This window comes from Mucisphaera sp. (genome assembly GCF_965279675.1).
GTDB lineage: Bacteria > Planctomycetota > Phycisphaerae > Phycisphaerales > Phycisphaeraceae > Mucisphaera.
Map to the genome: position 1 here is coordinate 240,553 of NZ_CBDIIJ010000002.1, position 24,134 is coordinate 264,686.

The 24,134-nt window shown below is 62.2% G+C and carries 26 protein-coding genes; 7 read left to right on the top strand and 19 right to left on the bottom strand.

The genetic code is table 11. From position 1 onward, the window contains the following. Positions 1 to 20: 20 nt before the first annotated feature. From rplB to ACQZAB_RS01050, 9 genes are all read right to left on the bottom strand, one after another. Complete coding sequence (gene rplB, locus ACQZAB_RS01010; protein ID WP_428386319.1) at positions 21 to 881, bottom strand: 50S ribosomal protein L2; 861 nt, start codon at positions 879 to 881, stop codon at positions 21 to 23. A gap of 54 nt (positions 882 to 935) precedes the next feature. Then, positions 936 to 1,217: a 50S ribosomal protein L23 gene (gene rplW, locus ACQZAB_RS01015; RefSeq protein WP_428386320.1), complete on the bottom strand. Its 282-nt coding sequence runs from the start codon at positions 1,215 to 1,217 to the stop codon at positions 936 to 938. After that, the gene (gene rplD, locus ACQZAB_RS01020; protein WP_428386321.1) at positions 1,210 to 1,875 is read right to left on the bottom strand and encodes a 50S ribosomal protein L4; all 666 of its coding nucleotides are present in this window, start codon (positions 1,873 to 1,875) and stop codon (positions 1,210 to 1,212) included. Before rplD ends, rplW begins: the two co-directional genes overlap by 8 nt. 137 nt (positions 1,876 to 2,012) lie before the next feature. Further along, complete coding sequence (rplC, locus tag ACQZAB_RS01025; protein ID WP_428386322.1) at positions 2,013 to 2,684, bottom strand: 50S ribosomal protein L3; 672 nt, start codon at positions 2,682 to 2,684, stop codon at positions 2,013 to 2,015. Positions 2,685 to 2,789: 105 nt separating this feature from the next. After that, positions 2,790 to 3,098, bottom strand: a complete 309-nt coding sequence (gene rpsJ / locus ACQZAB_RS01030) for a 30S ribosomal protein S10 (RefSeq protein ID WP_428386323.1) — start codon at positions 3,096 to 3,098, stop codon at positions 2,790 to 2,792. Between the two features lie 175 nt (positions 3,099 to 3,273). Continuing rightward, on the bottom strand, positions 3,274 to 3,675 hold the full coding sequence (locus ACQZAB_RS01035; RefSeq protein ID WP_428386324.1) for a bifunctional nuclease family protein: 402 nt from the start codon (positions 3,673 to 3,675) through the stop codon (positions 3,274 to 3,276). A 115-nt stretch (positions 3,676 to 3,790) separates the two neighbouring features. Beyond that, positions 3,791 to 5,164: a transcription antitermination factor NusB gene (locus tag ACQZAB_RS01040; RefSeq protein WP_428386326.1), complete on the bottom strand. Its 1,374-nt coding sequence runs from the start codon at positions 5,162 to 5,164 to the stop codon at positions 3,791 to 3,793. Next, entirely contained in the window at positions 5,136 to 6,854 is a 1,719-nt protein-coding gene (locus tag ACQZAB_RS01045) for a response regulator (RefSeq protein ID WP_428386328.1), read from the bottom strand. The genes ACQZAB_RS01040 and ACQZAB_RS01045 overlap by 29 nt, the downstream gene beginning before the upstream one ends. 96 nt (positions 6,855 to 6,950) lie before the next feature. Further along, positions 6,951 to 7,988: a polyprenyl synthetase family protein gene (locus ACQZAB_RS01050; protein ID WP_428386330.1), complete on the bottom strand. Its 1,038-nt coding sequence runs from the start codon at positions 7,986 to 7,988 to the stop codon at positions 6,951 to 6,953. A 148-nt stretch (positions 7,989 to 8,136) separates the two neighbouring features. Between ACQZAB_RS01050 and ACQZAB_RS01055 the strand changes: the two genes are divergently transcribed. The 5 genes from ACQZAB_RS01055 (at position 8,137) to ACQZAB_RS01075 (ending at position 12,948) form a co-directional block, all read left to right on the top strand. Beyond that, entirely contained in the window at positions 8,137 to 9,378 is a 1,242-nt protein-coding gene (locus ACQZAB_RS01055) for a protein kinase domain-containing protein (RefSeq protein WP_428386332.1), read from the top strand. Between the two features lie 118 nt (positions 9,379 to 9,496). Then, positions 9,497 to 9,976 carry a thioredoxin family protein gene (locus ACQZAB_RS01060; protein WP_428386334.1) on the top strand — a complete coding sequence of 160 codons (480 nt, stop codon included), beginning with the start codon at positions 9,497 to 9,499 and terminating at the stop codon, positions 9,974 to 9,976. A 54-nt stretch (positions 9,977 to 10,030) separates the two neighbouring features. Beyond that, entirely contained in the window at positions 10,031 to 11,089 is a 1,059-nt protein-coding gene (locus ACQZAB_RS01065) for a transaldolase family protein (RefSeq protein ID WP_428386335.1), read from the top strand. Between the two features lie 120 nt (positions 11,090 to 11,209). Beyond that, complete coding sequence (locus ACQZAB_RS01070; protein WP_428386337.1) at positions 11,210 to 12,319, top strand: PQQ-binding-like beta-propeller repeat protein; 1,110 nt, start codon at positions 11,210 to 11,212, stop codon at positions 12,317 to 12,319. A gap of 32 nt (positions 12,320 to 12,351) precedes the next feature. Beyond that, complete coding sequence (locus ACQZAB_RS01075; protein ID WP_428386338.1) at positions 12,352 to 12,948, top strand: IMP cyclohydrolase; 597 nt, start codon at positions 12,352 to 12,354, stop codon at positions 12,946 to 12,948. An 11-nt stretch (positions 12,949 to 12,959) separates the two neighbouring features. Here the strand turns inward: ACQZAB_RS01075 and pyrF are convergent, their stop codons facing one another. From pyrF to argB, 8 genes are all read right to left on the bottom strand, one after another. Further along, positions 12,960 to 13,817: an orotidine-5'-phosphate decarboxylase gene (gene pyrF, locus ACQZAB_RS01080; protein ID WP_428386340.1), complete on the bottom strand. Its 858-nt coding sequence runs from the start codon at positions 13,815 to 13,817 to the stop codon at positions 12,960 to 12,962. Next, positions 13,814 to 14,818, bottom strand: a complete 1,005-nt coding sequence (locus ACQZAB_RS01085) for a FecCD family ABC transporter permease (RefSeq protein WP_428386342.1) — start codon at positions 14,816 to 14,818, stop codon at positions 13,814 to 13,816. Before ACQZAB_RS01085 ends, pyrF begins: the two co-directional genes overlap by 4 nt. Beyond that, entirely contained in the window at positions 14,811 to 15,758 is a 948-nt protein-coding gene (locus ACQZAB_RS01090; protein WP_428386344.1) for an ABC transporter substrate-binding protein, read from the bottom strand. The genes ACQZAB_RS01085 and ACQZAB_RS01090 overlap by 8 nt, the downstream gene beginning before the upstream one ends. Then, positions 15,724 to 16,746 carry a hypothetical protein gene (locus tag ACQZAB_RS01095; protein ID WP_428386346.1) on the bottom strand — a complete coding sequence of 341 codons (1,023 nt, stop codon included), beginning with the start codon at positions 16,744 to 16,746 and terminating at the stop codon, positions 15,724 to 15,726. Before ACQZAB_RS01095 ends, ACQZAB_RS01090 begins: the two co-directional genes overlap by 35 nt. A gap of 96 nt (positions 16,747 to 16,842) precedes the next feature. Further along, positions 16,843 to 17,328 carry a low molecular weight protein arginine phosphatase gene (locus tag ACQZAB_RS01100; RefSeq protein WP_428386348.1) on the bottom strand — a complete coding sequence of 162 codons (486 nt, stop codon included), beginning with the start codon at positions 17,326 to 17,328 and terminating at the stop codon, positions 16,843 to 16,845. A gap of 30 nt (positions 17,329 to 17,358) precedes the next feature. After that, positions 17,359 to 17,880: a hypothetical protein gene (locus tag ACQZAB_RS01105; protein WP_428386349.1), complete on the bottom strand. Its 522-nt coding sequence runs from the start codon at positions 17,878 to 17,880 to the stop codon at positions 17,359 to 17,361. A 47-nt stretch (positions 17,881 to 17,927) separates the two neighbouring features. Continuing rightward, entirely contained in the window at positions 17,928 to 18,833 is a 906-nt protein-coding gene (argF, locus tag ACQZAB_RS01110; RefSeq protein WP_428386350.1) for an ornithine carbamoyltransferase, read from the bottom strand. After that, the gene (gene argB, locus ACQZAB_RS01115; RefSeq protein WP_428386351.1) at positions 18,830 to 19,726 is read right to left on the bottom strand and encodes an acetylglutamate kinase; all 897 of its coding nucleotides are present in this window, start codon (positions 19,724 to 19,726) and stop codon (positions 18,830 to 18,832) included. Before argB ends, argF begins: the two co-directional genes overlap by 4 nt. Before the next feature lie 154 nt (positions 19,727 to 19,880). On the opposite strand from argB, the gene ACQZAB_RS01120 reads away from it, so the two are divergent. Next, complete coding sequence (locus ACQZAB_RS01120; protein ID WP_428386352.1) at positions 19,881 to 20,324, top strand: hypothetical protein; 444 nt, start codon at positions 19,881 to 19,883, stop codon at positions 20,322 to 20,324. A gap of 6 nt (positions 20,325 to 20,330) precedes the next feature. Here ACQZAB_RS01120 and ACQZAB_RS01125 read toward each other — a convergent pair whose 3' ends face one another. Both ACQZAB_RS01125 and ACQZAB_RS01130 read right to left on the bottom strand, forming a co-directional pair. Beyond that, a complete protein-coding gene (locus tag ACQZAB_RS01125; protein ID WP_428386354.1) occupies positions 20,331 to 21,866 on the bottom strand; it encodes an efflux RND transporter periplasmic adaptor subunit in 1,536 nt (511 codons plus the stop codon). A gap of 4 nt (positions 21,867 to 21,870) precedes the next feature. Next, a complete protein-coding gene (locus ACQZAB_RS01130; RefSeq protein ID WP_428386356.1) occupies positions 21,871 to 23,706 on the bottom strand; it encodes a TolC family protein in 1,836 nt (611 codons plus the stop codon). Positions 23,707 to 23,793: 87 nt separating this feature from the next. Between ACQZAB_RS01130 and ACQZAB_RS01135 the strand changes: the two genes are divergently transcribed. Then, positions 23,794 to 24,120 (top strand): co-chaperone GroES, encoded by a 327-nt coding sequence (locus ACQZAB_RS01135; RefSeq protein WP_428386358.1) that lies wholly within the window; start codon positions 23,794 to 23,796, stop codon positions 24,118 to 24,120. Positions 24,121 to 24,134: the final 14 nt, after the last annotated feature.

Here is a 24,134-nt window from a genome sequence, read left to right on the forward strand (position 1 = left end):
CTCCGTATCGCTATCGCTTCTCAGCGAAGCTTCAGCTGTCCGTAACGCTTCGACACCCGGCGGCGAAGAATGCGCTTGTTCGAGTTCTTGCCACGCTGACGGGTCCCGCCACCCTTCGCCAGCACACCTGTCTTTGACGCCGGAGGACGGTTGCCCTTCGACTTGCCGTCACCACCACCCATCGGGTGATCGTGGTGGTTCCGAGCCACACCACGCGTCTTGGGACGCTTGCCCATGTGACGGGCACGACCGGCCTTGCCCAGCACCACACGGTTGTGGTCGGTATTGCCGACCTGGCCGATGGTGGCACGAGCCTCAACCGGAACCTGCCGGACTTCGCCCGAAGGCAGCACCAGCGTCGCCCAACTCCCCTCACGGTTTGAAAGCCGAGCGTAAGACCCCGCCGAACGGCAGATCTGAGCACCCTTGCCCCGGACAATTTCAACATTGTGGATCAGCAGACCCGTTGGAATCTTGCTGATGGGCATGTTGTTGCCAACCTTCGGCTCCACACCCTCTTCGGAGGAAATGATCTTGTCGCCATCCTTCAGCCCGATCGGAGCCAGAATGTAACGCTTCTCCCCATCCGCATACTCGAGCAGGGCGATGTTCGACGAGCGGTTCGGGTCATACTCGATCCCGATGACGGTCGCCTCAATGCCATCCATGCCGCTGCGCTTGAAGTCGATCCGGCGGTAACGCTGCTTGTGACCGCCGCCACGACACTGGGTCGTGATCTTGCCGTGATGGTTACGGCCGCCCTTCTTGGGCTTCGGCGAAAGCAGACTCTTCTCGGGGGTCTTCTTGGTGACTTCCGAGAGCAGGTTGACCGACGCGTTGCGTCGGCCGTTGGTCGTCGGTTTGTAAATGCGAATGGCCATGGTCGTGTCTCAGCAAAGCTGACTGGCTCAGATCCCCATTCAGGGATCGTGAACTCAGAACAACTCGATACGCTGCCCTTCCTCGAGTTGAACGGTTGCACGCTTCCAGTCCGGACGCCGGGCGGAACCAAAACGCGTCCGCCGGATCTCGCCCTTGCGGATCTGGGTCGCCACCCGGACCACCTTGACGTCGTAAAGCTCTTCGATCGCCTTCTTGATCTCAGGCTTGCGAGCCTCGCGAGCCACCTCAAAGCTGTACCGGTTCCGCTCGTTGCTTTCCCAGCTCGACTTCTCAGTGATCAGCGGCTTCTTGATGATGTGGATCGCATCACGCATCGTTCTGACCCTCCGCTTTCTGTCCCGCCAGCTGCGTCTTGACCCGCTCGAGATAAGCCTCGAACGCAGCCTTCTCGGCCACCAGGTAACGATTCGTCAGCAGATCAAACACATTCAGCCGATCGATGTGCGTCAGCTGGACATCGTTGAGGTTCTTTGCCGAACGGGCGGCGTTGCCCACGGTCGATTCCATCGCAACCAGACAGGAACGATCAATCTTGAGGGCTTCGAGCATCCCGGCGAACGCCTTGGTGCTGGGCTTCTCGAAATCGATCTTGTCGACGAGCTTGATCTCCCCATCCACCGCCTTGGCAAGAATCGCATTCCGATTGGCCAGGCGACGCATCTTCACCGGCATCCCCTGACGCCAGCTCTTGGGACGCTTAGCCTTGGCATGACCACCGCCGCGAAGGATGTTGGCCCGAATCGAGCCACGCCGCGCGTTGCCCGTGCCCTTCTGCTTGTAAAGCTTGCGGGTCGAACCCTCGACCTCACCGCGGGCCTTGGTCTTGGACGTCCCCTGGCGCTTGTTCGCATGAATCCGGACATAGGCCTGCTTGAGCAGGGCCGGGCGAACCTCACCCCCAAGCAACGCCTCGTCCACCTGCACGGTGCCGAGCGAGTCGCCGGTCTGGGAATGGACTGGAAGTTCAATCATGGCTTTCACCTATGACCCGCATCACGGTCGCGGGTCGTACCTGTTCCGCCGGCTGACCCTCAGGTCACCATCCGGCACGGCTCAATCACTCGGCATGTCGCCAGGACGCAGTATCCATAAAGGACTGACGCCCCCTGCTAGCTTGCCTTCTGCTTGTACAGCCGCTTGGCCTCACGAACCATCACCAGACCCGACTTGGGTCCGGGCACAGGCCCTTTGACCAGCAGCAGACGCCGCTCCTTATCAATGCCAACAACAGCCAGACTCCTGACCGTCACACGTTCGTTGCCCAGTCGCCCCGCCATCCGGATGCCCTTCTTGGGCTTACCGGTACCGAGGTTACTCGATCGGCCGCCCACCGAACCTGGCGACCGGTGCTTACGCTCGACGCCGTGGCTGGCTTCCTGACCACGGAAGTTGTGACGCTTCATCACACCCGCCGTGCCCTTGCCTTTGCTGGTGCCGGTCACATCGACGTACTTAACCGACTCAAACGCCTCGACGCTGATTTCCTGTCCCAGTTCGTAGCCGTCAACGGCCTCATCGAACCGGATCTCCCGACGCGTCCGCTTGGGGCTCAGCCCCGCCTTCGCATCGTGACCGATCTCAGGCATCGTCGAACGCCGAGGACGAAGGTCCTCATAGGCGATCTGTACGGCGTGGTAGCCATCACCCTCTTCAGTCTTGATCTGACTGACAAAGCAGGGACCAGCCTCTATGACCGTCACGGGAATGTTGTTCCCGTCGCCATCAAAATACCGGGTCATGCCGACTTTTTTGCCAAGGATCGCGGTAGGCATCTGCCTCAAACCTCTCAGGGGGCTCGCCGAGCGGGTCGTGGCCGAAGCCAGAGGACCATGCCCTGTTTGATGAACGCCGGCCCTAGCCAGCGGGAAAGTACCAGTCAGATCGGCCTAGGCCTTGATCTTCACGAACACACCAGCCGGAACCACCAAACGGTTCAGAGCCTCCACCGTACGTGCATTCGGCTCGCTGATGTCAATGATCCGCTTATGCGTCCGAATCTCGAACTGCTCGCGGCTCTTCTTATCGATGTGCGGACCACGCAGAACGGTGTAACGCTCGATGCGGGTCGGCAGGGGAACCGGGCCGGCGACGCGTGCGTTCGTCCGCTTGGCATGATCCACGATCTCACGCGCCGAAGCATCGAGAGCCTGGTGGTCATACGCTTCCATGCGGATTCGGATCTTGCCAGCGGTCATACGTCACTCCGGTCTCGGGAACTGCCTCCCAAATGAGGCGAGCCGCACAGTGTAACCCGACCAAAACCCCTGTCAACCAGATACGCTCCACCCACACCCGGACCCAATCGCCCTCATGTACCCACCGGCTAGCTCGATCTAGGCAGTACTAAACCTGGTTCCCCCCAACAACGGCTCAGGCCGGCCGCGTGGCCTCGTCCAGCACGTGTTCTTCGACGTAAATCGGCACATCGCCAGCCACCCCGATCGCCAACGCGTCACTCGGTCGCGAGTCCACCTCCACCAGCTCATCACCCTTGCGAAGCTGCAGTCGAGCGAAATAAGTCCCTTCTTTTAAATCATTAAGAATCACAGCCTCCACCGTGTACCCCACCGAATCGATGACAGAAGCCAGCAACTCGTGGGTCTGAGGCCGAGGCGGAACCACATCCATCAACCGCCGCTCAATCGCCCGGGCCTCGGCCAGACCGATCAGAATCGCGAAAACCCGCTCCCCCTCCACCTCACGGAGTTCGACGATGTGCGTGTCCGCCGTCTCCCGAATCAGAATCTTCGACAATTCCATACGAACAGCCATGATGCCTGTCAGCCTCCAATTGCTTCAAGACCCAACGGCCGTTGAATCCACCGTTTATCCCCCCCACCCTCAGCTCAGTATAGCCGCGCTGGCCGTCCAGCCAGCTAAGGAAAGGTCAGGATACCCGCTCGATTCGCGCTATGAAGCCTCCATCGTGGTACGACACGCCACGGCCGCCGGGAAGGGTCAGCCTCTGGTCGAGCAGCCGAGCCGGTTTTTTCCGGATCAGTCGCTGGACCTGCTGCTCATTCTCTTCCGGCTCAAGACTGCAGGTGCTGTAAAGCACACACCCACCCGGCGTCACAAGCTCAAAAGCACGACCAAGAATCCGCTTCTGCAGCCCCCTCACATCATCGAGCGATCGGTGACCGAACCGATACCTCGCCTCGAGTCGCCGCGCGAGTACACCCGCATTCGTACACGGCACATCCGCCAGAACCAGATCGAAAGACCCTGCGTCTAGTTCTTCGTCCCGAACGACCTTCAGCCTGGGCTCAACGCCCGCCAACTCCTGCAAAGACGCCGCCCGCTCGGCATGAGGCTCGTAGGCAAAGAGTTCCGCCTCAGGGTGCAATGCCAATGCCTGCACGCTCTTGGTGCCACGCCCCGCACAGAGATCAAGAATCCGCCCCGGCCTCAAATCCGCCGTCGAGGCAACCGCCTCCGCCGCTGTTGGATCCTGAACACGCGGCCCCATACCTCTAGCCAGCAAGCCGGCCAGCTCCGACATCGCTCCGCGATACACCCAGAAACCCTCGCGATCATGCGGAACGACCTCTGCCACCGAAGCCGCCTCAGACCCGAGCCCCGACACGATCAGGGCCGGCTGCTCCAGACTCTGCGCCATCAGCGACCAGGCATCCTCCTTGAACCGCCCGAACCAGCGCTTGACCAACGCACGGCTCAGACTGAAAGCCGCCGAACCATAGCCCACCCGATCGACTGCCGGATCAGGCAGAACCGGCCCCGGAAACACCAGCGACCGTCCACCAGCCAATGGGACGATCGCCGGCCCTACCTCCTGGGTCTCAACAAGCCGCGCATCCTCTCGCCACCCCGCGAGCTTGCGTAACGACGCATTGGCAAGCCCACCGGCACCCGGACGCACCAACTTCTTCGCCAGATCGACATACGCCGTGACCACCGCCGGTCCAGGCGTCCCGTCCTGAAAAACCAGCTCAAACGCGCCCGCCAACAACAAGCCGTGCATCACTGGCTCCAGCCGACGCACAGGCTTGCCATAAGCCCGCTCAACCAGCGACTCAAGCGTCAACCATCGCCGAAGCACACCCTGTCGCAGCGCATACGCCGTCGCATCCCCTCCGACACCCCCATCCGTCACATCTCCAGCCGCACCCGGGTCCAGATCCGGAAACCGCTCGCATAACCCCGCCAGAGCCTGGATCACACCCGCCCGCGAACGATCCCTCTGGTCCCGACGAGCCGCCTTCTCCGCGCTATCAGGCACCCTGCGACTCACTCGTGCCATTCGTCGCTGGCTCCGGCGTCACCACACCCCAGGCCTTGCGCACCTCATCCAAAAGCTGCTCAACCTTGAACGGCTTGAACATCACGCTCGACAAGCCTTCCTGACTCGCCCGCACGATCGAATGATGAGGGTCATACCCAAAGCCCGTCATCAACACCACCGGGGTGCCTTCCCGACTCCGCTGAGCCGCTGCAAAAATCTCGTAGCCGTTGCGATACGGCATCCGAATGTCGGAGATCACCAGATCGTAAAAGCCTTGCTCGAGTCGACAACAAGCCTCATACCCATCCTTGCAGATCTCAACCTCACACCCCTGACGCTTAAGAATGTCCCTGATCGTCTCCCGGATGTTGCGCTCGTCATCAGCAATCAACACCTTCCGACCAGCGAAGTTCGGATCGACATCAACCTCTCGACCTCCCGAGCCCCCAAGCACCACACCCGGCCCCGCCGCCGCCTGCTTGATCGAGTCTCGCATCACCTGGACCTGATCGATGATCCTGCCAAGCCGCTGACGCATCGTGTCGTCGCCGATGTACTCCTCCATCAACGACTGAGCCTCGGAGACCACATCATTCAACGGGGCCGCCAGACCCTGCACCACCGAATCCGCCACCTGACCCGACGTCGCACACCGCTCGGTCAACAGCAGGTCAAGCAGGTGCAGCGCCTGCGCCACCGGCCGGGCAAAGATCTCGGCAAACTGACGATCGTCCTCGGTGAAGGCACCGACCGTTTCCGACTCAACGTTGTACACCCCGATCACCCGGTCATCGAGCATCAGCGGGACCGTCAGCGAACTCTTGCAATGCTCGAGCCCGACGACATACCGCGGGTCCTTCTCGGTGTCGTGACAGATATAACTCCGCCCCGTCGCCGCCACGTAACCGCTGATGCCGTTGCCCTCGGGCTGGGCATAGAGATCAATCTCCAGCGCATCGGTGGGCAGCCCCTCGGAGATCACCACTTCCAGCTTGTTCGCACGCCGATCCAACAGACGGATCGCAAAATGATCGAAGTGCATCAAGTCCTTCGAATACTTGATGATCTTGTCCTGCAGCAGCTTCAGCCGCTCAGGCGGCGACAGCTTCGTCACCGCTTCCCGGTCAATTCGCGACAACTCACGCCCCGACGCATCGATCGCATCGATCTTCCCCTGGATCCGCCGGCCGCTGGTCGCGTCCCACACCACCCCGACGATCTGCCGAACATGCCCCTCTTCATCAGGAACCCCGGAACAGATCATCTCGAAGTACTGCTCGCCCACCTGGAAGGTGAACTTCTTGGACCTCGGGCCCGTGTGTTCCGCCACAGGCGACGCCTGCGAAGAAAAAATCGTCAACGCCTGCAACCCAATCCGCTTGGCCTGCTCGAAGACGTCGGGCTTGAACGTCCGCATCTTCTTGTTGCACCACGAACTCCGCCCCTGACGATCGACCAGCAGCACACCCTCGCCAATCGTGTTCAGTACCAGCGAAGCCCGGTCTTCAACCAGCGCCCGCTCAAGCGGAAGAAAATCACCCACGGCCGCAAACACCGCGTCGTACGGCTCGCTCTTGAGCGATTCGATCGCCTGACTCACATCATCAATCCGGGATAACTCAAAAGCCCGATCGAGTTCACGCAGCGCCGTCTCCTCGATCGGAAGACCGCTGCCAAGAACCATGATGCGTGGACGAGGCTCATTCATACACAAAGACTCGCAGGCTTATCTCAACCATAAGTCTAGTCCATCAACGCCCACAGGGAAGCGCCTGATTCCATCACACGCAGACAAGTATCGGTTTTACGCCTGGCGATCGATCACACGTTCGGCCATCGCACGCAGGGTTTGCGTCGCCGGCCCGTCCGATAAACCGCGTAATCCCTCCGAAACACCCTGTTTGAGCAGTGTCTCTGCTTCAACCTTGGCCGCCGACAACGCACCCGACGCAACCACCCCCTCGCGAATCCGCTCGGTAAGCCCGGCCGATTCCTCAGCGTCCACCGACGACAAACGCTCAATCAGCCCCAACGTCTCCGCAAGCTCACCCTCATCCAGCGACGCCAGGTAGATGATCACAGGCAGCGTCAACTTGCCCTTCCTCAAGTCAACACCCAGCGTCTTGCCCACACGTTCCTGATCGCCCGTGAGATCGAGCACGTCATCAGCGACCTGAAACGCCACCCCAAGACTTTCTCCAAACCGCCAGAGTGCCCCAGCTTCACCCTCGTCGTCACGACCCGGCACACCCGGCTCATCACGCCAGAGCGCCGCACCCAGCCAGCAGCACAGCCCGCACAGGCTCCCTGTCTTCCGCCGAATAATCTCCAGATACGTCCGCCGATCCAGCGACCAGTCCTGCCGATGCTCAAGCTGCAGCAACTCCCCCTCGCACACCGTGTTCGTCACACGACCCACCGCCCGACTCACCCAGGTGTGCTCCAGCGACGAGCACAGGTGATAAGCATGGCTGATCAGATAATCACCAAGCATAACAGCCGCTTCATTCCCTCGAAGCCGATTGATCGTCGCCCCCCGACGCCTCAGATCCGCCTCGTCAAGAATGTCGTCATGCACCAGGGTCGCCATGTGCACCATCTCCACCACCGTCGCAGCCACCCGGTGCGCATCCCTTACACCCTCCTCCTCCGGCCCGGTCGCGTGACCGCTCAGCAGCACCAGCGTCGGGCGAAGCATCTTGCCCCGATAGCGCTGGACATACTCAGACAGCCAGTTCACACACGACAGCTCGCTCGCCAACTCGGCCTCAAACCGGCTCACGACACCCGCCAGCTCGTCCTCGAGCCAGACACGCAGTTCAGATTCGTCCGCCGTGATCACAAAGCGCTCACTTGCACAGAACCCTGTCAAAGGTCCAGCCGAAGAACAGAGATAGCAGGAAGCTCGGCTTCCCACGCAAGAATAGGTACCTTATGGGCGACGGGTGGCCCGCGTCTCATCCATCCTTAGATTCCCGAGAACTCAGAAGATGGCCGAAAGCAAGCGAGCAAACATCGACTCCATGGTCGGACGACTCGTGGTCGAACGGGGTCTCGCAACGTCCAGCGAAGTCCAGAGGTGCCTGGAGAAGCAGCGGGCCGCCAACGACGGCTCCGACCCACGCCACGCCAGCCTTGCCCATTTTCTCGTCGCCGAGGGCATCGTCACACGCAAGCAGGTCGAACGCCTCATCCCCGAAATCGAGGCCAGCAAGGGCGATCAGCAGATCCCCGGCTACGAACTCATGGGCCGACTCGGCGCCGGTGCCATGGCCACCGTCCACAAAGCCCGCCAGCTCAGCCTCGACCGCCTCGTCGCCATCAAAGTCCTCCCCCGCAAGCACACCAACAACCCCCAGTTCGTCGAGCGCTTCTACGCCGAAGGACGCGCCGCCGCCAAACTCAACCACCCCAACATCGTCCAGGCCATCGACGTCGGCAAGGCCGGCGAGTACCACTACTTCGTCATGGAGTACGTCGAGGGACACACCGTCTACGACGAGCTCTCCGAAAAAGGCCACCTCTCCGAAGAAGACGCCCTCGAAATCGCCATCCCCGTCGCCAAAGCCCTCGAACACGCCCACGAGGCAGGGTTCATCCACCGCGACGTCAAGCCCAAGAACATCATGCTCACCAACGATGGCAAGGTGAAACTCGCCGACATGGGCCTGGCTCGGGCCATCTCCGACCGCGAAGCCGCCGAAGCCGAGGCCGGCAAAGCCTACGGAACCCCCTACTACATCTCACCCGAACAGATCCGGGGCGAACGTAACGTCGATTTCCGGGCCGATATCTACGGGCTCGGAGCCACCCTCTACCACGCCGTCACCGGACAGGTGCCCTTCGACGGCCCCAACCCCTCCGCCGTCATGCACCAGCACCTCAAGGCCGAACTCGTCCCGCCCGACCACCTCAACCCACGCATCTCCACCGGCCTGGGCGAGATCATCGAAGTCTGCATGGCCAAGGACCGCAACAAACGCTATGAGTCCACTCAGGACCTCCTCGAAGACCTCACCGCCGTCAGCAAGGGAGAAGCCCCCGTCCACGCACGCAAGCTCTTCGACATGTCCTCGCTCTCCGTCCTCGCCGGCGACACCGTCGAAGACTCACCCCTCGTCGAACTCAAAGACGCGTCCGGCAACAACATCAACGCCATCCTCATCCTCGCCGCCGTCGGCTGGGCCGTCGCAGGCGGACTGCTCCTGGCCCTGCTCATCTCCCAGGCCTGATTCCGCCCGACAGACGGGTTAGCCAATTCATCAACAAGCCGGCCTTGGAAGAAACCAGCACCTCTCCAGCGTTGTTTAGGGGATCAAATGACCGATCCAACACCCGGAGCCCGAAGACATGTCTCAAGACACCAAAAACCGATCATGGAGCCCCACCACCTTCGGCCTGCTCGCAGCCGCCCTGCTGGTCTCCGGCCTGCTCCTCGCCCTCCCGCCCAACACCACTACCAAACTCGACCCCACGGTCTGGTCCACCCCGGCCGCAGCAGCGACAACCGACAAACCCCAGGTCCTCTTCTTCACCGCCGACTGGTGCGGGCCCTGCCAGAACTTCAAGCAGAACGTCCTCAGCCGGGATGAAGTCTCACAAACGCTCACAGCCAAGGCCACACCCGTCCTGGTCGATCTCACCGCCTCAGGCAGCGAAGGGCAAACCGCCGAGAAACTCGCCAACCAGTACCGGGTCAACGCCATCCCCACCACCATCCTGGTCAGCGCACAAGGCGAACCCATCTCCCGATTCACCGGCGGACACACGACCACACAATTCATCAACTGGTTCAACAAGTCCATGGAAGCCAGCAGCTCAAACGAGTAGGCTCAAACCAACGAAGTCCCGAACACACAGAGCACACACCAGGAAAGAGCCCAAATGACCTCACCGCTCCGCTCCATCGTCGATCAGGGAACCCGACTCTGGCTCGATTCCATCGACCCCGAAGAAATCAAACGCAACAAAGCCCTTGGAGCATCGGGAGCCACCTCCAACCCCATCATCATCGCCGACCTCATCAAGACCGGCCGCTTCGACGACGACCTCGGCAGCTACTTCGACAAAGACCTCTCCGACGAAGACATCGCCTGGGCCATCACCGACAAGCTCGTCAGCAACGCTCAGGCCAGCTTCCACGACACCTGGAAACAGACCGAATGCAACGACGGCTGGGTCAGCTTCGAACTTGACCCCTTGCTCGAAGACCACGAGCTCGCCCCCGCCCTCCCCGAACGCATCAGCCGCTACATCGAACTCGGCAAAAAGTGGGCCGCCGGCCACGACAACCGCATGATCAAGGTCCCCGCCACCGAAGCCGGTCTCGGCGCCCTCGAGGAAATCGCCGCCGCAGGCATCGCCCTCAACGTCACCCTCATCTTCTCCCAGCGACAGTACGAAGCCGCCCGTGAGGCCGTCTGGCGCGGTGCTCAACGACGCCCCGGCGGGCTCGATACCTTCAAAAGCGTCTACTCCATCTTCATCTCACGCGTCGATGTCTACACCGAAAAGCACCTCCCCGATCTCTCCGCCGAAGCGCAGGGACAGGTCGGCATCGTCAACGCCAAACGCCTCTGGCAGGACAACCAGGCCTTCTGGGCCGACAAAAACCTCAAGCTCGACCAGGAAATCATCTTCGCCTCGACCGGCACCAAAAAACCCGAAGACCCCGCCGACAAATACGTCGGCGCCCTCGTCGGCTCCGACATCCAGACCAATCCCCCCGCCACCAACGCCGCCGTCAAAGACATGGGTAAAACCTACACCCGCACCATCGAGGACATGCCCCCTAAGGCCGTGCTCGACCAGATCGACGCCCTCGTCGATCCCGATCACCTCGAAACCACCCTCCTCAACGAGGGAACCGCCAAGTTCGCGGACCCTCACAAAAACCTGATCGAACTCATCGGCAAGAAACGCGCGGCCATCGCCAACACCTGAGCTCAGCCACGCGCGAGCATCACCACAAGCCACAAACCCGGCTTGACCGGGTTCCGGCACCCCTTGATACTGCTCCGAGCCGTGCTTAGATCCCAAAACGGCTGCGGAGACCCCCGAGTGATGCGTATCTCTACGTTTGGATGCCTGTGCCTCATCGCCCTGATCAGCCTCACCGGCCTCGCCGGCTGCGTCTCTAACGATCAAAGCTTCGAGCCCCCTCGCCGCATCGGCCTCATCATCGACCCCTCCGAAGCCGCCACCGTCGGCTACAGCGTCGGCTGGGCCCAGAATCTGGCCACGCCCGATGGCAACCAGATCATCGACGCCGCCCTCCTCGACGACCTCATCCTCATCCTCGAACACCCCGGCAACGTCGTCTCCGCCCTCGACGCCAGCACCGGTGCTGTCCGCTGGCGTAGCGTCATCGGCCTCGGCGAAGGCCGGCTCTTCAAACCCCTCCGCTACGAAGACCGCATCCTCATCAACACCGTCAAAAGCCTCTACACCATCTCCACCGACAGCGGCTTCGTCGTCGATCGCATCGACCTCCCACACGTCGTCCAGAGCGAACCCACGCTCTACGGCGATCTCGCGCTCTTCGGAGCCGTCAACGGACGCATCTACGCTCACCAGATCCGCGCCGGTTTCCCAGCCTGGGAATACGGCATGAGTGCCTCCATCTCAGCACCCATCGCAGTCACCGACAACCGCGTCGCCGTCGCCGATGACAAGGGAACCTCCGCCCTGCTCAACGCCGACACCGGTGAGGTGCTCTGGCGACGGATCTCCTACGACCGCGTCTCCTCGAGACCCATCATCGCCAACGACTTCGTCGCCTTCGCCTCCCACGATCGCTCGCTCTACGCCCTTGATCGCCATACCGGCGAAGACGTCTGGATCTTCCGGGGAACCCGCCAACTCACGCGACCCGCCGAACTGCTCGACGGCAACCTCTACCTCCCCGTCAATGAGATCGGCCTCTTCAGCATCGACCCGGCGACCGGCGACACCCTCTGGCAGATCGACACACCCGCCACGCCCATCGCCGTCCAGAACAACCGCCTCCTCGCCTACACCGAGACCTCCATCCTGATACTCGATACCGAAGACGGCGACACCGTCGCAAAGGCACCCACCAGACGCCTCGCGCAGGTCCTGATGCTCAACGACCAGGACCTCGTCCTGATCTCCCCCTCAGGACGTGTCCTCCGCATCAACGAACACAACTGACACCAGCCCCCAAAGAACCAGAAAGACCACCGATGAACGACCTCATCAAGGTCCGCAGCGCGCTCCTGTCCGTCTCAGACAAGACCGACCTCGTGCCCTTCGCCAATCAGCTCATCAACCACAACGTCAAGCTGATCTCAACCGGCGGCACCGCCAAAGCCCTCAAAGCAGCCGGCCTCGAAGTCATGCTCGTCGAAGAACTCACAGGCTTCCCCGAGATGATGGACGGCCGCGTCAAAACCCTCCACCCCAAGGTCCATGGCGGCCTGCTCGCCCTCAGAGACAACCCCGACCACGCCGCCGCCCTCGAAACACACCAGATCACGCCCATCGACATGGTCGTCATCAACCTCTACCCCTTCGAACAGACCATCGAACAACCCGGCTGCACCCGACCCGAAGCCGTCGAGCAGATCGACATCGGCGGGCCATCCATGATCCGAAGCGCCGCCAAGAACCACCCCTTCGTCGCCTGCCTCTGCAACCCCTCACAGTACGACGCCGTCAGCAACCAGCTCGACGAGCACGACGGCGGCACCACCCTGGCACTCAGGCAGGAACTCGCCGCAGCCGCCTTCGACCGCACCGCCCGCTACGACCGCACCATCGCCGACTGGCTCAAACGCTGACAAGACAGCGCTCAACCAAGAGCAGCCGCCACTTCGTCACGCATCCGCTCCGCCGCCAACCGAATCGCCCCCCGCCAATCCGATCCCGTCCCACCCGGATAGATCACCGAACGGCTCGCCGTCACCAGCAGCCCTCTACCCTCAGCCGTCGCAAAACGCCTCAGCCCCTTCGCATCCCCGCCCTGCGCCCCAAACCCCGGCAGCAGAAAAATCTGCTCCGGCATCACCGCACGCAGCCGCTCGGCTTCGTCCGCCTTGGTCGCACCCACCACCGCACCCACGCAACTCAGCCCCGTCTGGTCGCCTAACAAGCCCGCCCCGCACGCACGCACAATCTCCGCCAGACACGAGGCCACCGTGCCACCACCGGCCAGCGTTGTCGCCTGCAGCGCATCGCCGCCCGGGTTGCTCGTCCGAACCAGCACGAACAAACCAGCCCCCTCACGCTTCGCGACCTCCACAAACGGCTCAATCGAATCCTGCCCCAGGTATCCGTTAATCGTCAACGCGTCGGCAGAATCCGCTTGCCCCAGCAGCGCCTCCGCATAATGCGAAGCGCTGATCGCAATATCACCGCGCTTCGCATCATTGATCGAAAGCACGCCCCGCTCACGACCCCGCACCAGCAGCGATTCCAGCAAGCGCACACCCCGCCAGCCGTATCGCTCAAAGCAGGCCGACTGAAACTTTACCACCGGCACCACCCCAGCCACGGCTTCCAGAACACCCTCACAAAACGTCTCAATCGCCGCTAACGGCTCCTCTGCCGTCACCGGCAACCGCTCAAGAACCGGGTCCAGACCGACACACACCGGCGCCCCACAAACATCAATCGCCTTCTGAAGACGATCCGCAAAGTGCTCGCTCACACCGAGCCTCCTCTCGCAAGACCATCACGCCGAAGCAACCAGATGAACACCGGCCCGCCAATCAGCGCCGTAAAAATACCAATCGGAAGCGTCCCCATCCCATGGCCAAACGACAAGCCAAGCCAGGCCAAGCCCGCACTCAGCGTATCGGCCAGCAGAACCAGCGACGCCCCAAGGATCGCCGCCGCCGGCACCAAACCGGCATGCCCATAGCCCACCAGCAAACGAGCCACGTGTGGAGCCACCAACCCGACAAACGCAATCGGACCCGCCAGCGTCACCGCCAGACCCGACAACACCGCCGCACTCAAAAACAGCTCTACCCTCAGGCGACGCAAACCGATCCCCAGTGACCGCGCCTCCGCCTCACTCAGGGTCGCGATATCCAGACGAGCGGCCTGCCACCACAAACGAACCCCAATACCAAACACCAGCAACCCCAGCAGCCCCACCGTCGAACGCGCCACCCACGGATCCAGATAACCCATCACCCACCGCGCCAGATCATCCCTGACCGGTCCGGGACCCGCCAGATGATTCAGCAACATCAGCAGCGCCCCGCAAAGCGTCGACACGACCACGCCAACCAGAAGCAGCGTCAACGGGTCCAACATCCCCCGCCGACGACCAGCCAGCATCACCACACCCATCGCAGCCGCCGCACCCAGCGCCGCCGCCAATGCCCGCGGCCCCAGCGGCAAGCCCCACCGCGTCTCAACCAAACCCTGAACCAGCACGCCCAACGCCGCCCCGCTCGCCAGCCCCAACACATAAGGCTCGGCGAGCGGGTTCCTCAGCAGCACCTGCAAGCCCACCCCGCTCAGCGCCAACGCAGCTCCCACCACCAGACCCACAAATAAAAGATCCAGCCGCGCCGACAGAATCTCAGGCAACGCAGGCAGCCCCAGCGAAGCCGACCCCACGAACAGCCGCCCCGCAGCAGCCAGCAACAGCACGCCCAGCAGCCAGACCCAGCCGTACCGACGACCCGCATCACTCATCATCCACCCCGGCCGATCCGCCCTCATCCTCAAACACACCGGGGTGCAGCAACCCCGCCATCTCCTCCACCACATCCACCAGCCCCGTCGATGGCAGCAGCACCTCAGGATCACGAATCAGATACACACGCTCATCCCGCCACGCCGCCGTCTCCGCACGCGCCCACGGAACCAGCCGACGATCATCCTCAGTGAACACCGGCGCTCCCGGCAACAACAGAAACACCACCTCAGGCGACACCGCCCGCAACAACTCATGGTCAAGCGTCTGATACGTCCCCCCCGCTTCGCCCAACGCGTTCCGACCACCCGCCAAAGCCAGCATCTCATCCAGCACCGTCCCCGGCCCCGAAGCCGCCACCGGCTCCACACCGATCACCAGCAACGCAGCAGGCCGCTCGCGATCGGCAACCAACGCACGCACCTCCTCCAGCCGAGCCTCAAGCGACGCCCGCAACGCCCGCGCCTCTGCTTCCAGCGAGAGCAGCGAACCCACCGTGATCCCAGCCTCCGCACCGTCCGTCTCCGTCGGATCCACCGCCAGTAAATCCCAGACCTCACCCACCCGATTCGGATACCGAAAACCATGCAACGCAAAACCCGATCGCCTCGCCAAAGCCGGCAACCGCTGCCCGCTCGCCGCCATCAGCCCCATGTGCAGCACCAGCGTCGGACGCACCGCGATCAAACGCTCCCGGTCGATCGCCGCCATGCTCCCAACCACCGGCAAACCCTCTGTCGCCGTGTCGTACTCCGAAACCCCCACCAGCCGATCCGCCGCCCCCAGATCCACAATCATCCGAGACAACGCCGGAGCTAGACTCACCACCCGCTGCTCCGCAAACCCAGGCGAAGCCCAGCCCGCCATCACGATCGCAGCACCGATCAGCCAGACTCTCAGCACCTTACGACCCCGCCGCCGGCCCCGTGCCGGGCTCATCGACCTCAGCCACCTCACTCGCTGGTGTCCCATCAAACAGCTGACGGAGCGTCAGATAAATCAATGTCAGCCCGGCATACACATACGCCACCACCGCAGCGGGAATCAGAAGCACCATCAGCAGCACCCACCACCACACCGCCTCCGCCGCCGAAGACGCAGCCACGCCCGTCCAGAGCAGATCCATCCTCAACCCGGAAACCAGCGACAGCAGCCACACACCACCAACCACCGCACCACCCACCACGCCAACCAGCAACGCGCCCCCCGCCAGCCCGAAGAACACCAGCAGCACCAGCGCCCCCAAATACGAAAGCGGCCGCCCTACAGCAAACGAATAAATCCGGCTTAACGCGTCGTAACCATCCGTCCCCTCCACCGCCAGCGACGGATAAAACAGCATCCCCGCCACAGCCAGACCCACCAGCACCACCACCGCAAGCAGACCCAGCAGCAGCCCAGGTCCCGCCAGCGCCATGCCCAGCCAGTCAAAAACCGGCAGCCGAAGCAGCAACCCCGCTACCACCAACGGAATCAACAAACACACACCAACAAAAACCGGCAGGGCAGGCGTCAGCGTGTACCAGCCGAACCGACGCAGCACCACACGAAACGCAGGCACCATGCCCTGGCTCGTCAACTGAGCCCACCGCTGCGCCGCAATCCGGCACAGCACCCCACCGAAGACCGCTTTGAGCAGATAAACCTGAAACGCCCACAACACCCAAGCCACCACGCTGCCCTGGAACAACCCGATCGGCAGCAGCATCTGCCCCAATAAATCCAACACGCCCTGAGTCGCCCACAACCGATCCCGATCACCCATGAGCATCGCAATCAACGCCACCCCAAGCAGATGCAGGCCCAACCCGAGGTAAGCCACCGACCAGGCCTCCAGACGAAGAGCCACCCCCCAGGCACGAGCCAGCTTCAACAGCGGCATCGCCTCAACCCAGGACACACCCTCAACTCGCACGCGATAGCTCAAAGCCGAACTCCTGTGACTGCCAAGTCAGCATCATCCCCAGTCCGCCGTCGCTGGCAAGCCGAACCCCCCACAAACTTTCCTAAGCCCAGCCCCAGGCTACAGATCGTAGTTCTCGATCACCGCAGTCAGCAGCACCCGCATCCGCTTAGCCACCCGCTCATAAACCTCGGCGGGCTGACCGATCGGATCGTCAATATCACCCTCAGGGTCCAACAACGCCGCCCGATCCCGAACATCCGGGGCCGCCGCCAGCAACGTCTCCAGATGCCCTCGCGTCATCGCCAGAATCAGCGATGACTCGCTCAACAACTCCCGGGTGACCGGCTGAGAAACATGACCCGACAAGTCGAGTCCCATCGAAGCCATCACATCCACCGCCTCCCCGCTCGCCGGACTCCCACCCGACGTCATCACCCCCGCCGAAGCCACCCTCAGACCGACCGATGCCAGACCCCGCTCCCGCACCCCATGCTTCTTCTCCAGCAGATCACGGGCAATCGCCTCAGCCATAGGCGACCGACACGTATTTCCCGTGCAAACCAGCAACAGCGTTCGTGTGCATGAACTCAAAGACGTCCCCATGACGCAGACTCTAGGCAGGCAACCGACCGATCAGCCATCCCGCGGCTCCACCTGTGTCGCCACCGCACGCAGAAAACCATCCAGGTAGTCCCTGATGAACAGCCCCACCCCCTGATCCGTCGTCTCGTGATTCACACCCCAGATCGCCACCCGTAAATCCGCAAAATCCGGGTCCATCTGAATAATCACCTGATCCGGCCGCAGATCCGAATCCCCTTCCATCTGCTGCGCAAAATACGCCGACAACGCATTCACACCCGGCCCACCCACGCTGATCGTCGCCCGGTGATGAAGCGACTCGTCATTCAGATACAACGCATCCGTGCAGACCATCGCCCGCAGGTCCTCCTCCAGATACTCCTGATGCTCCTCCACCCAGGTCTCAACCGCACTCATCAACTGATAAGCCAGCGTCCGATCCGCCTCCTCCGCACGCAGATGAGCCCCCACCACAATCAACACCACACGAGACAGATCAAAGCCCACCGGCTCCTGCTCAGGCGTCGGATCTTCCTGCGGCTCGTCTTGCGGTTCGTCGATCGGCTCGTCCATGGCGTCCTCAACCCGACGAGCACGAAACGCCCGTCAGTGACTACACCCTAGCAGACCAATTCCGCCAGCAAGCCCTTCTGCGCATGAAGACGGTTGTGCGCCTGCGCAATCACACGACTCTGCGGGCCGTCAAACACCTCCGCCGAGATCTCCTCACCCCGATAAGCCGGCATGCAATGAAGCACAATCGCCCGCTCAGCCGCCTTCCCCATCAACGCCCCATCCACCTGATACCCGGCGAAGATCTTCTGTCGAGCCTCCTTCTCATCCTCCTGCCCCATCGACGTAAACGTATCTGTATAAACGACATCCGCACCGGCCACCGCCTCCACAGGATCCGCCGTCAGCACCGCCGTCAGCCCCTCTGACCTCAGCCGCTCCACAAACGCCCCGTCCAGCCCATACCCCGAAGGACTCGCCAGCCGAAAGCCAAGCCCCAGCTTCGCACACGCCGCCGCCAGACTCCGAGCCACGTTGTTGCCGTCCCCCACATAAGCAACCTCAAGCCCCCGCAGGTCGTCGCCGAACTCATCCATCATCGTCAACACATCCGCCAGCGCCTGCGCCGGATGCGATAGATCACTGAGCATGTTGACCACCGGCACCCCGCTGTGCTCGGCCAGACCCTCAAGATCCGCGTGCGCAAACACCCGCGCACCGATCACATCCACCATCCCGCCAAGCACCCGCGCCACATCCTGAACCGGCTCCCGCTTGCCCAGCCCCACCTCGTGCTGACCCAGCACCATCGGATGCCCCCCCAGATCCAGCACCGCCTGCTCAAAACTCACACGTGTCCGCAGGCTCGGCTTCTGAAACAGCAGTGCCATCGTCAACTCCGCCATCGGCACACCGGTGTCCACCCCCCGACGCCCCCGCAACGCCTTCGCCCGATCCAGCATGGATGTCAACCGCTCAGAAGGCGTCTCCGAAATCGTCAGAAAATGCTTCATACCGATACCTGCTGGCCTTCCTCGAGAACAATCTCGGTCCCAATCCCCTTCTCCGTATAAACCTCTAACAGCAACGCATGCGGGATCCGCCCATCAATGATGTGAGCCTTCCGCACACCCGCCTCCAGCGCAATCAGACTCGCCTCCACCTTCGGAAGCATCCCCGCCGTGATCACCCCGCTATCCACCAGCTCCTCAATCTGCTTCCGAGACAAGTGACGCGCCAGGTCCTCCGGCTTCTCGGATAGCCGGATCCCATGCGTATCACTCACCAGCACCAGCTTCTCCGCCTTCATCGCCGCCGCCACGTGACCCGCCACCGAATCCGCGTTGATGTTCAGCTTCCCACCCGCACGATCCCGGGCAATCGGCGCAATCACCGGTACCGTCCCCGCCTCAACCAGCGCCTGCAACACATCACTGCTCACCCCCGTCACCTGCCCCACCAACCCGATATCCACCTTCCGACCCCCTTCCCCCGCCAGCATCAGCCGCTCCGCAAACACCACACAACTCGACAGACTGTGCAACCCAAGCGACCGCGTCCCCATCGACTTCAACCGCTCGATCATCGGCGCGTTGATCGTCGAGATCAGCACGTGCTCAGCGATCGCCAGCGTCCGCTCATCCGTATACCGCCGACCCTGAACAAACTGCGCCTCCAGGCCCGCCTCCTTCATCGCCGCCGTGATACCCTTGCCCCCGCCATGCACCAGCACCGGCCGCATCCCGACCGTACACATGAAGCTCACATCATCCAATAGACGCCCAAGCGTCTCCGGCTCGTCCATGATCGAGCCCCCCACCTTCACCACCACCGTCTTACCCGCAAAAGCCCGGATATACGGGTGCGCCTCAACCAGAACCTCTGCTTTTCGTATCGCATCGTCCACAGCAGCAACTCACTAAACACAAACCAACTCGGCCCCACAAAACCGCCAACGGCCCGCTTAGGGGAATCGATCAACGTAGCAATCCACAAGCCACCTCACAACCCCAAGCCCCCAACACCCGCGTCGCCACCAATCACCCTGCTAAACTATCAACATGACCTTCAGAACAACCCTCACCGCCGCGGCGCTCACGGCCCTCCTCCTCGGATGCAACAGCCAACCCGAGCCCACCCACGCACCCCGCTCACTACCCACCGCCCGCCCTGCCCTGCCCCTGGGCGTCGACGATGGTGGCCTCCGCGACGACTGGACCACGACACGTCTCATCTACCCCGCCGGCAATATCAACCACCCGCCCCACTACCTCAATCACATAGGCGACATCGAAACCGACCCCACCGCCAGCCGCTCACACCAGGAAAACCTCCGCCAGGCCGTGGCCAGCGCTAAGCCCAAAGGCTGGACCCTCGATCAATCTTGGGACGTCATCGAGAGACCCGCCGTCTTCGCCTACAACATCGCGACCCTGCCGATCGAAATGATCATCGATCGCCCTTGGTCTTTCACCGTCAGCCCACCCGTCGATCAGGACGACTGACGCTGCCTAAGCCGCGCTCTCAACCTCACCATCTTCCGCCTCTTCCGTAGCGACCTGCAGCTCTTCACCCGGCCGTGGCCGCCGCAGCAGCACCCGCGTCCCCTCCTCAACCCCGCTGACCAGCTCAACCATCGTGTCGTTCGAACGCCCGGTCTCAACCGCCTGACGCTGCACCCGACCCCCGCCAGCCGAGACAAACACAAAACTCCTGTCCCCCTCCACCAGCACCGACTGAATCGGCACCACCACCTCATCCTCCACACGATCCGTGAAGATCTCCGCCGACAGACGCATCGCCGGCTTCAGCGTCGTATCAAAGCCATCAGGCAGCTGCACGCGAACCTTGTACTGCCGCAAGTCCCGATTCAACCAACCCCCATCATCCGCCGTCACCCCAATCACACTCACACGGCCCTCAACCGGCTGACCCGGCCGAGCCTGGATACGAACCACCGCACGCTGGCCAACCTCAACCCGCGTCAGCAAGGCCTCATGCACATCCAGCACCGCGTCCATCACCGAAACATCCGGCAGGAAAATCAACGACTCGTTGTTACGCACCTCACGCCCCACCGCCATCGGATCGCCCCGACGCCAGTCCGGACCCACCGAACTCGCATAAACCACCAGCCCCGGCGACGGAGCCACAATCACCGTCTTCTCGAGCTGAGCCTTCGCCTCCGCCAACGCCTCCTGACGAAGCTCAAGCTGACGACGCTTGCTCCGCACATCACTCTCGTACCGCGCCAGACGCGCCTCGTTCTTCGCGATCTCACGCTCAAGCTCAGCCTCTGCCTGCTCAACCGCCGTCTCCTTCTCCTGCCGCTGCTTCACCAGCTCGTAGTTCTCGTAAATCTCAATATCGAGCTTCGCCGAGTCCAGGGCCTCCCTCGCCTCGATCTCATCGATCTCACTATCCTCAAGCTCATTGAGACTGATGAAGTTCTGGTCATACAAATCCCGGCTCAACTCGTAATCCCGCGCCGTCCGCACCACGTTCCGCTGCGCTTTGTCGAGCTCCAGCTGAAGCGTCCGCCGACGCTGCGGCACGTCGCCCCGCTGCCACTTCTCAAAATCCAGCCGAGCCGAAGCCAGCTTCACCTCCGCGTTCTTCTGCGCACTCTCCGCCTCGTTACGCTGGATCTCTAGCTCCCGCTCGGCCGTCGTCAGATTCAGCGTCGCCGTCTCAACCTCCAGCTCCTGACTCTCGATCCGCTCGCGGATCTCCTGATCGTCCAAACGCACCAGCACCTCCCCCGCCTCAACCCGTGTCCCCTCGTCAATGATGTAGGAAATCGTCGCCCGCCCGTTCACCTCACACTTGATCTCGATCCGATCCCGTGACTCCAGCTCACCCGTCGCCACAAAAGTCAGATCCAGATCCTGCCGCTCCACCGTGAACCAATCTCCGGCAGAAACCCCTTCGCCTTCTTGCGCATCTCCAAAATCAAAACCAAAAAAAGTAGCCCCAAAGATCAACAATAGAACGACGAGGATCCGCAAAAACCACGATCCGCTTTGCTCACTATCAGTCGCTGCCATACCTCTAACCTCTCTCAGTAACGTCCTGTGACCCCGAACCTGCCGAGCCCACCGGCTCACCCGCCCCTTCCATCGTCTCGTCCTCAAACGTACCAATCGGGCGCAACTGCCCAGGCGGCAACCAGGTCCCATCCGATGCCACCCGCATCTGGCCCGTGCTCAGCAGATACTGAAGCACACTCGTCCTCAGATTCGAGGCCGCCTCGTCCCGTGCATTACGAGCATCTAGCAGGTCCTCCTCCGCCTCGATCACCTGCCTCGGCCCAAGCGTCCGCTCACGAAGCCGCACGCCCTCCAGCCGACGCTCGTTCAACTCCACCCCGCGAGTCTGCAGCTCCAGCGTGAACCGCGCCTGATCAATCCCCCGAATCGTGTCCCTCACCTCCAACACCACCCGATCCCGCTCCACCCGAAAATCACGCTCCGACTGCTCAAGCGCCACCAGCGACCGACGATACCGGGCCTGCTCGATCCGCCGATCAATCGGTGCCCCAAACCGAATACCCACCGAATACGCCCCCTCATCCAGCTCCAGGTCACCACCCCCGAAATCAACACTGCTGTCCGTCCCCGCACTCACCGACCCATCCAGATTCAGGTCAGGCAGCACCTGGTTCTTCGCCACCCGAACTCCCCGCCGGGCATCATCCACACGATCACGCTCCGTCTGCAGATCCAGCCGGTTCGTCATCGCCGTATCGATCGACGCACCCACCACCAGCACCGGCTCCGGCACCAGCACCTCCGCCGGAACCAGCACCAACGGCTCATCCAGCGGATACCCGATCCGCAGCTTCAACCGATCGATCTCCGTCGCGTAACGCTCCTCCGCATTCAGAACGCTGCTCCGGTTGCTCAGCACCGTCTGCTGCGCGTCCTCCGCCTCGAACACCGCCTCACGACCCGCCTCCGCCAAGGCCGCAAAACGCGACGCCAGCCGCTCGTTCGATCGCAGCTGACGACGCACGTTCTCGATCTGCTGCTGCTGGAAGATCAACCCGAAGTACGTGTTCGATAGATCCACCAGAAACTCACGCCGAAAACGCTCAAACTCCCGCACCGCGTAAATCAGATCACGCTCCGCCTGAATCCGACTCTCCTGCGCCACCACACCCGCCCCACGCAGCAAAGGAAGGTCGATGTTCAAGCCCACCTCAGCGGTCTGCGTCTGCTGACCTTCGGTGTTCGACGACGCCTGACGCAGAAAGTTCGTGTAGTTCACCAAGGCCGTCGCGGAAATCTCACCGCCGTATGGCAGGCGCTGACGAGCCGTAAAGTCATTCACGATGCTCAGTGCCTGATCAAAGTCCCCGCTCTCAGGCGTACCGGAAATCGTCGCCGTCGTCGTGTTGAAGAACCGAGGACCCCAAAGATGACGCTCGATGATCAGGTCCAGCGTCTCGAGAAACAAAGATTCCTTCTGACGCCGATACTCCGGCGCGTGCTCGATCGCGTAAGCCAGCAGCTGCTCCAGATCGAGCCGCAACGCACCCTCCTCAGGATCCAAAGGCGACGCCACCTCCGCATAAATCAACGCATCCCCACGACGCATCGTCCGACCCGAAGGCTCCGTCGCTAGAACCTCCGCCTCCGTATTAGTCGTGACCGGCTGATAATCGTCCTGCGTCGAACTCCAGATCGTCCGACCCTGCCCGATGTCATCCACGTCGCCACCCACCGCCGCCGATTCGCCAAGCGTCAGATCACGCTCCCGATCAATCAGCCCCGCCAACTCACGATCCAGCGCATCCAGCGACCCATACCCCGTACACCCACCAACAACGACCACGGCCGCCAGAACAAAACCCCTCGCCACGCCGAGACGCCGGAGATACATCATCACCACATACTAGCCGCGCGACCGCCCTTAAACAGCAACCACACCAGCTGATAACCCTCAGGCCGTCTCACCCGCTACAGTCTTGGCATGAGCGAGACTTCCTCCAAAAAATCAACACCCAAACTCGAAGTAGTCGAACCCCTGGGCAAACGCGTCCTCATCCGCAAGGACGAGGACCGAAAAACCACCAAGGCCGGCATCCACCTCCCGGACAAGATCGAAATCCCCACCCTCACCGGCCGCGTCGTCACCGTCTCCGCCGAACTCGAGGACGATCCCAACTACCCCATCGCCCAGTACGACCGCGTCCTCTTCCACCCCAAAGAGGCCATCCCCGTCGATTTCGAGGGCGACAACCGCCTCTTCGTCGTCCCCATCGAGAACATCGTCGCCGTCTTCCGAAAAGCCGACTGACCCCGACAAACACC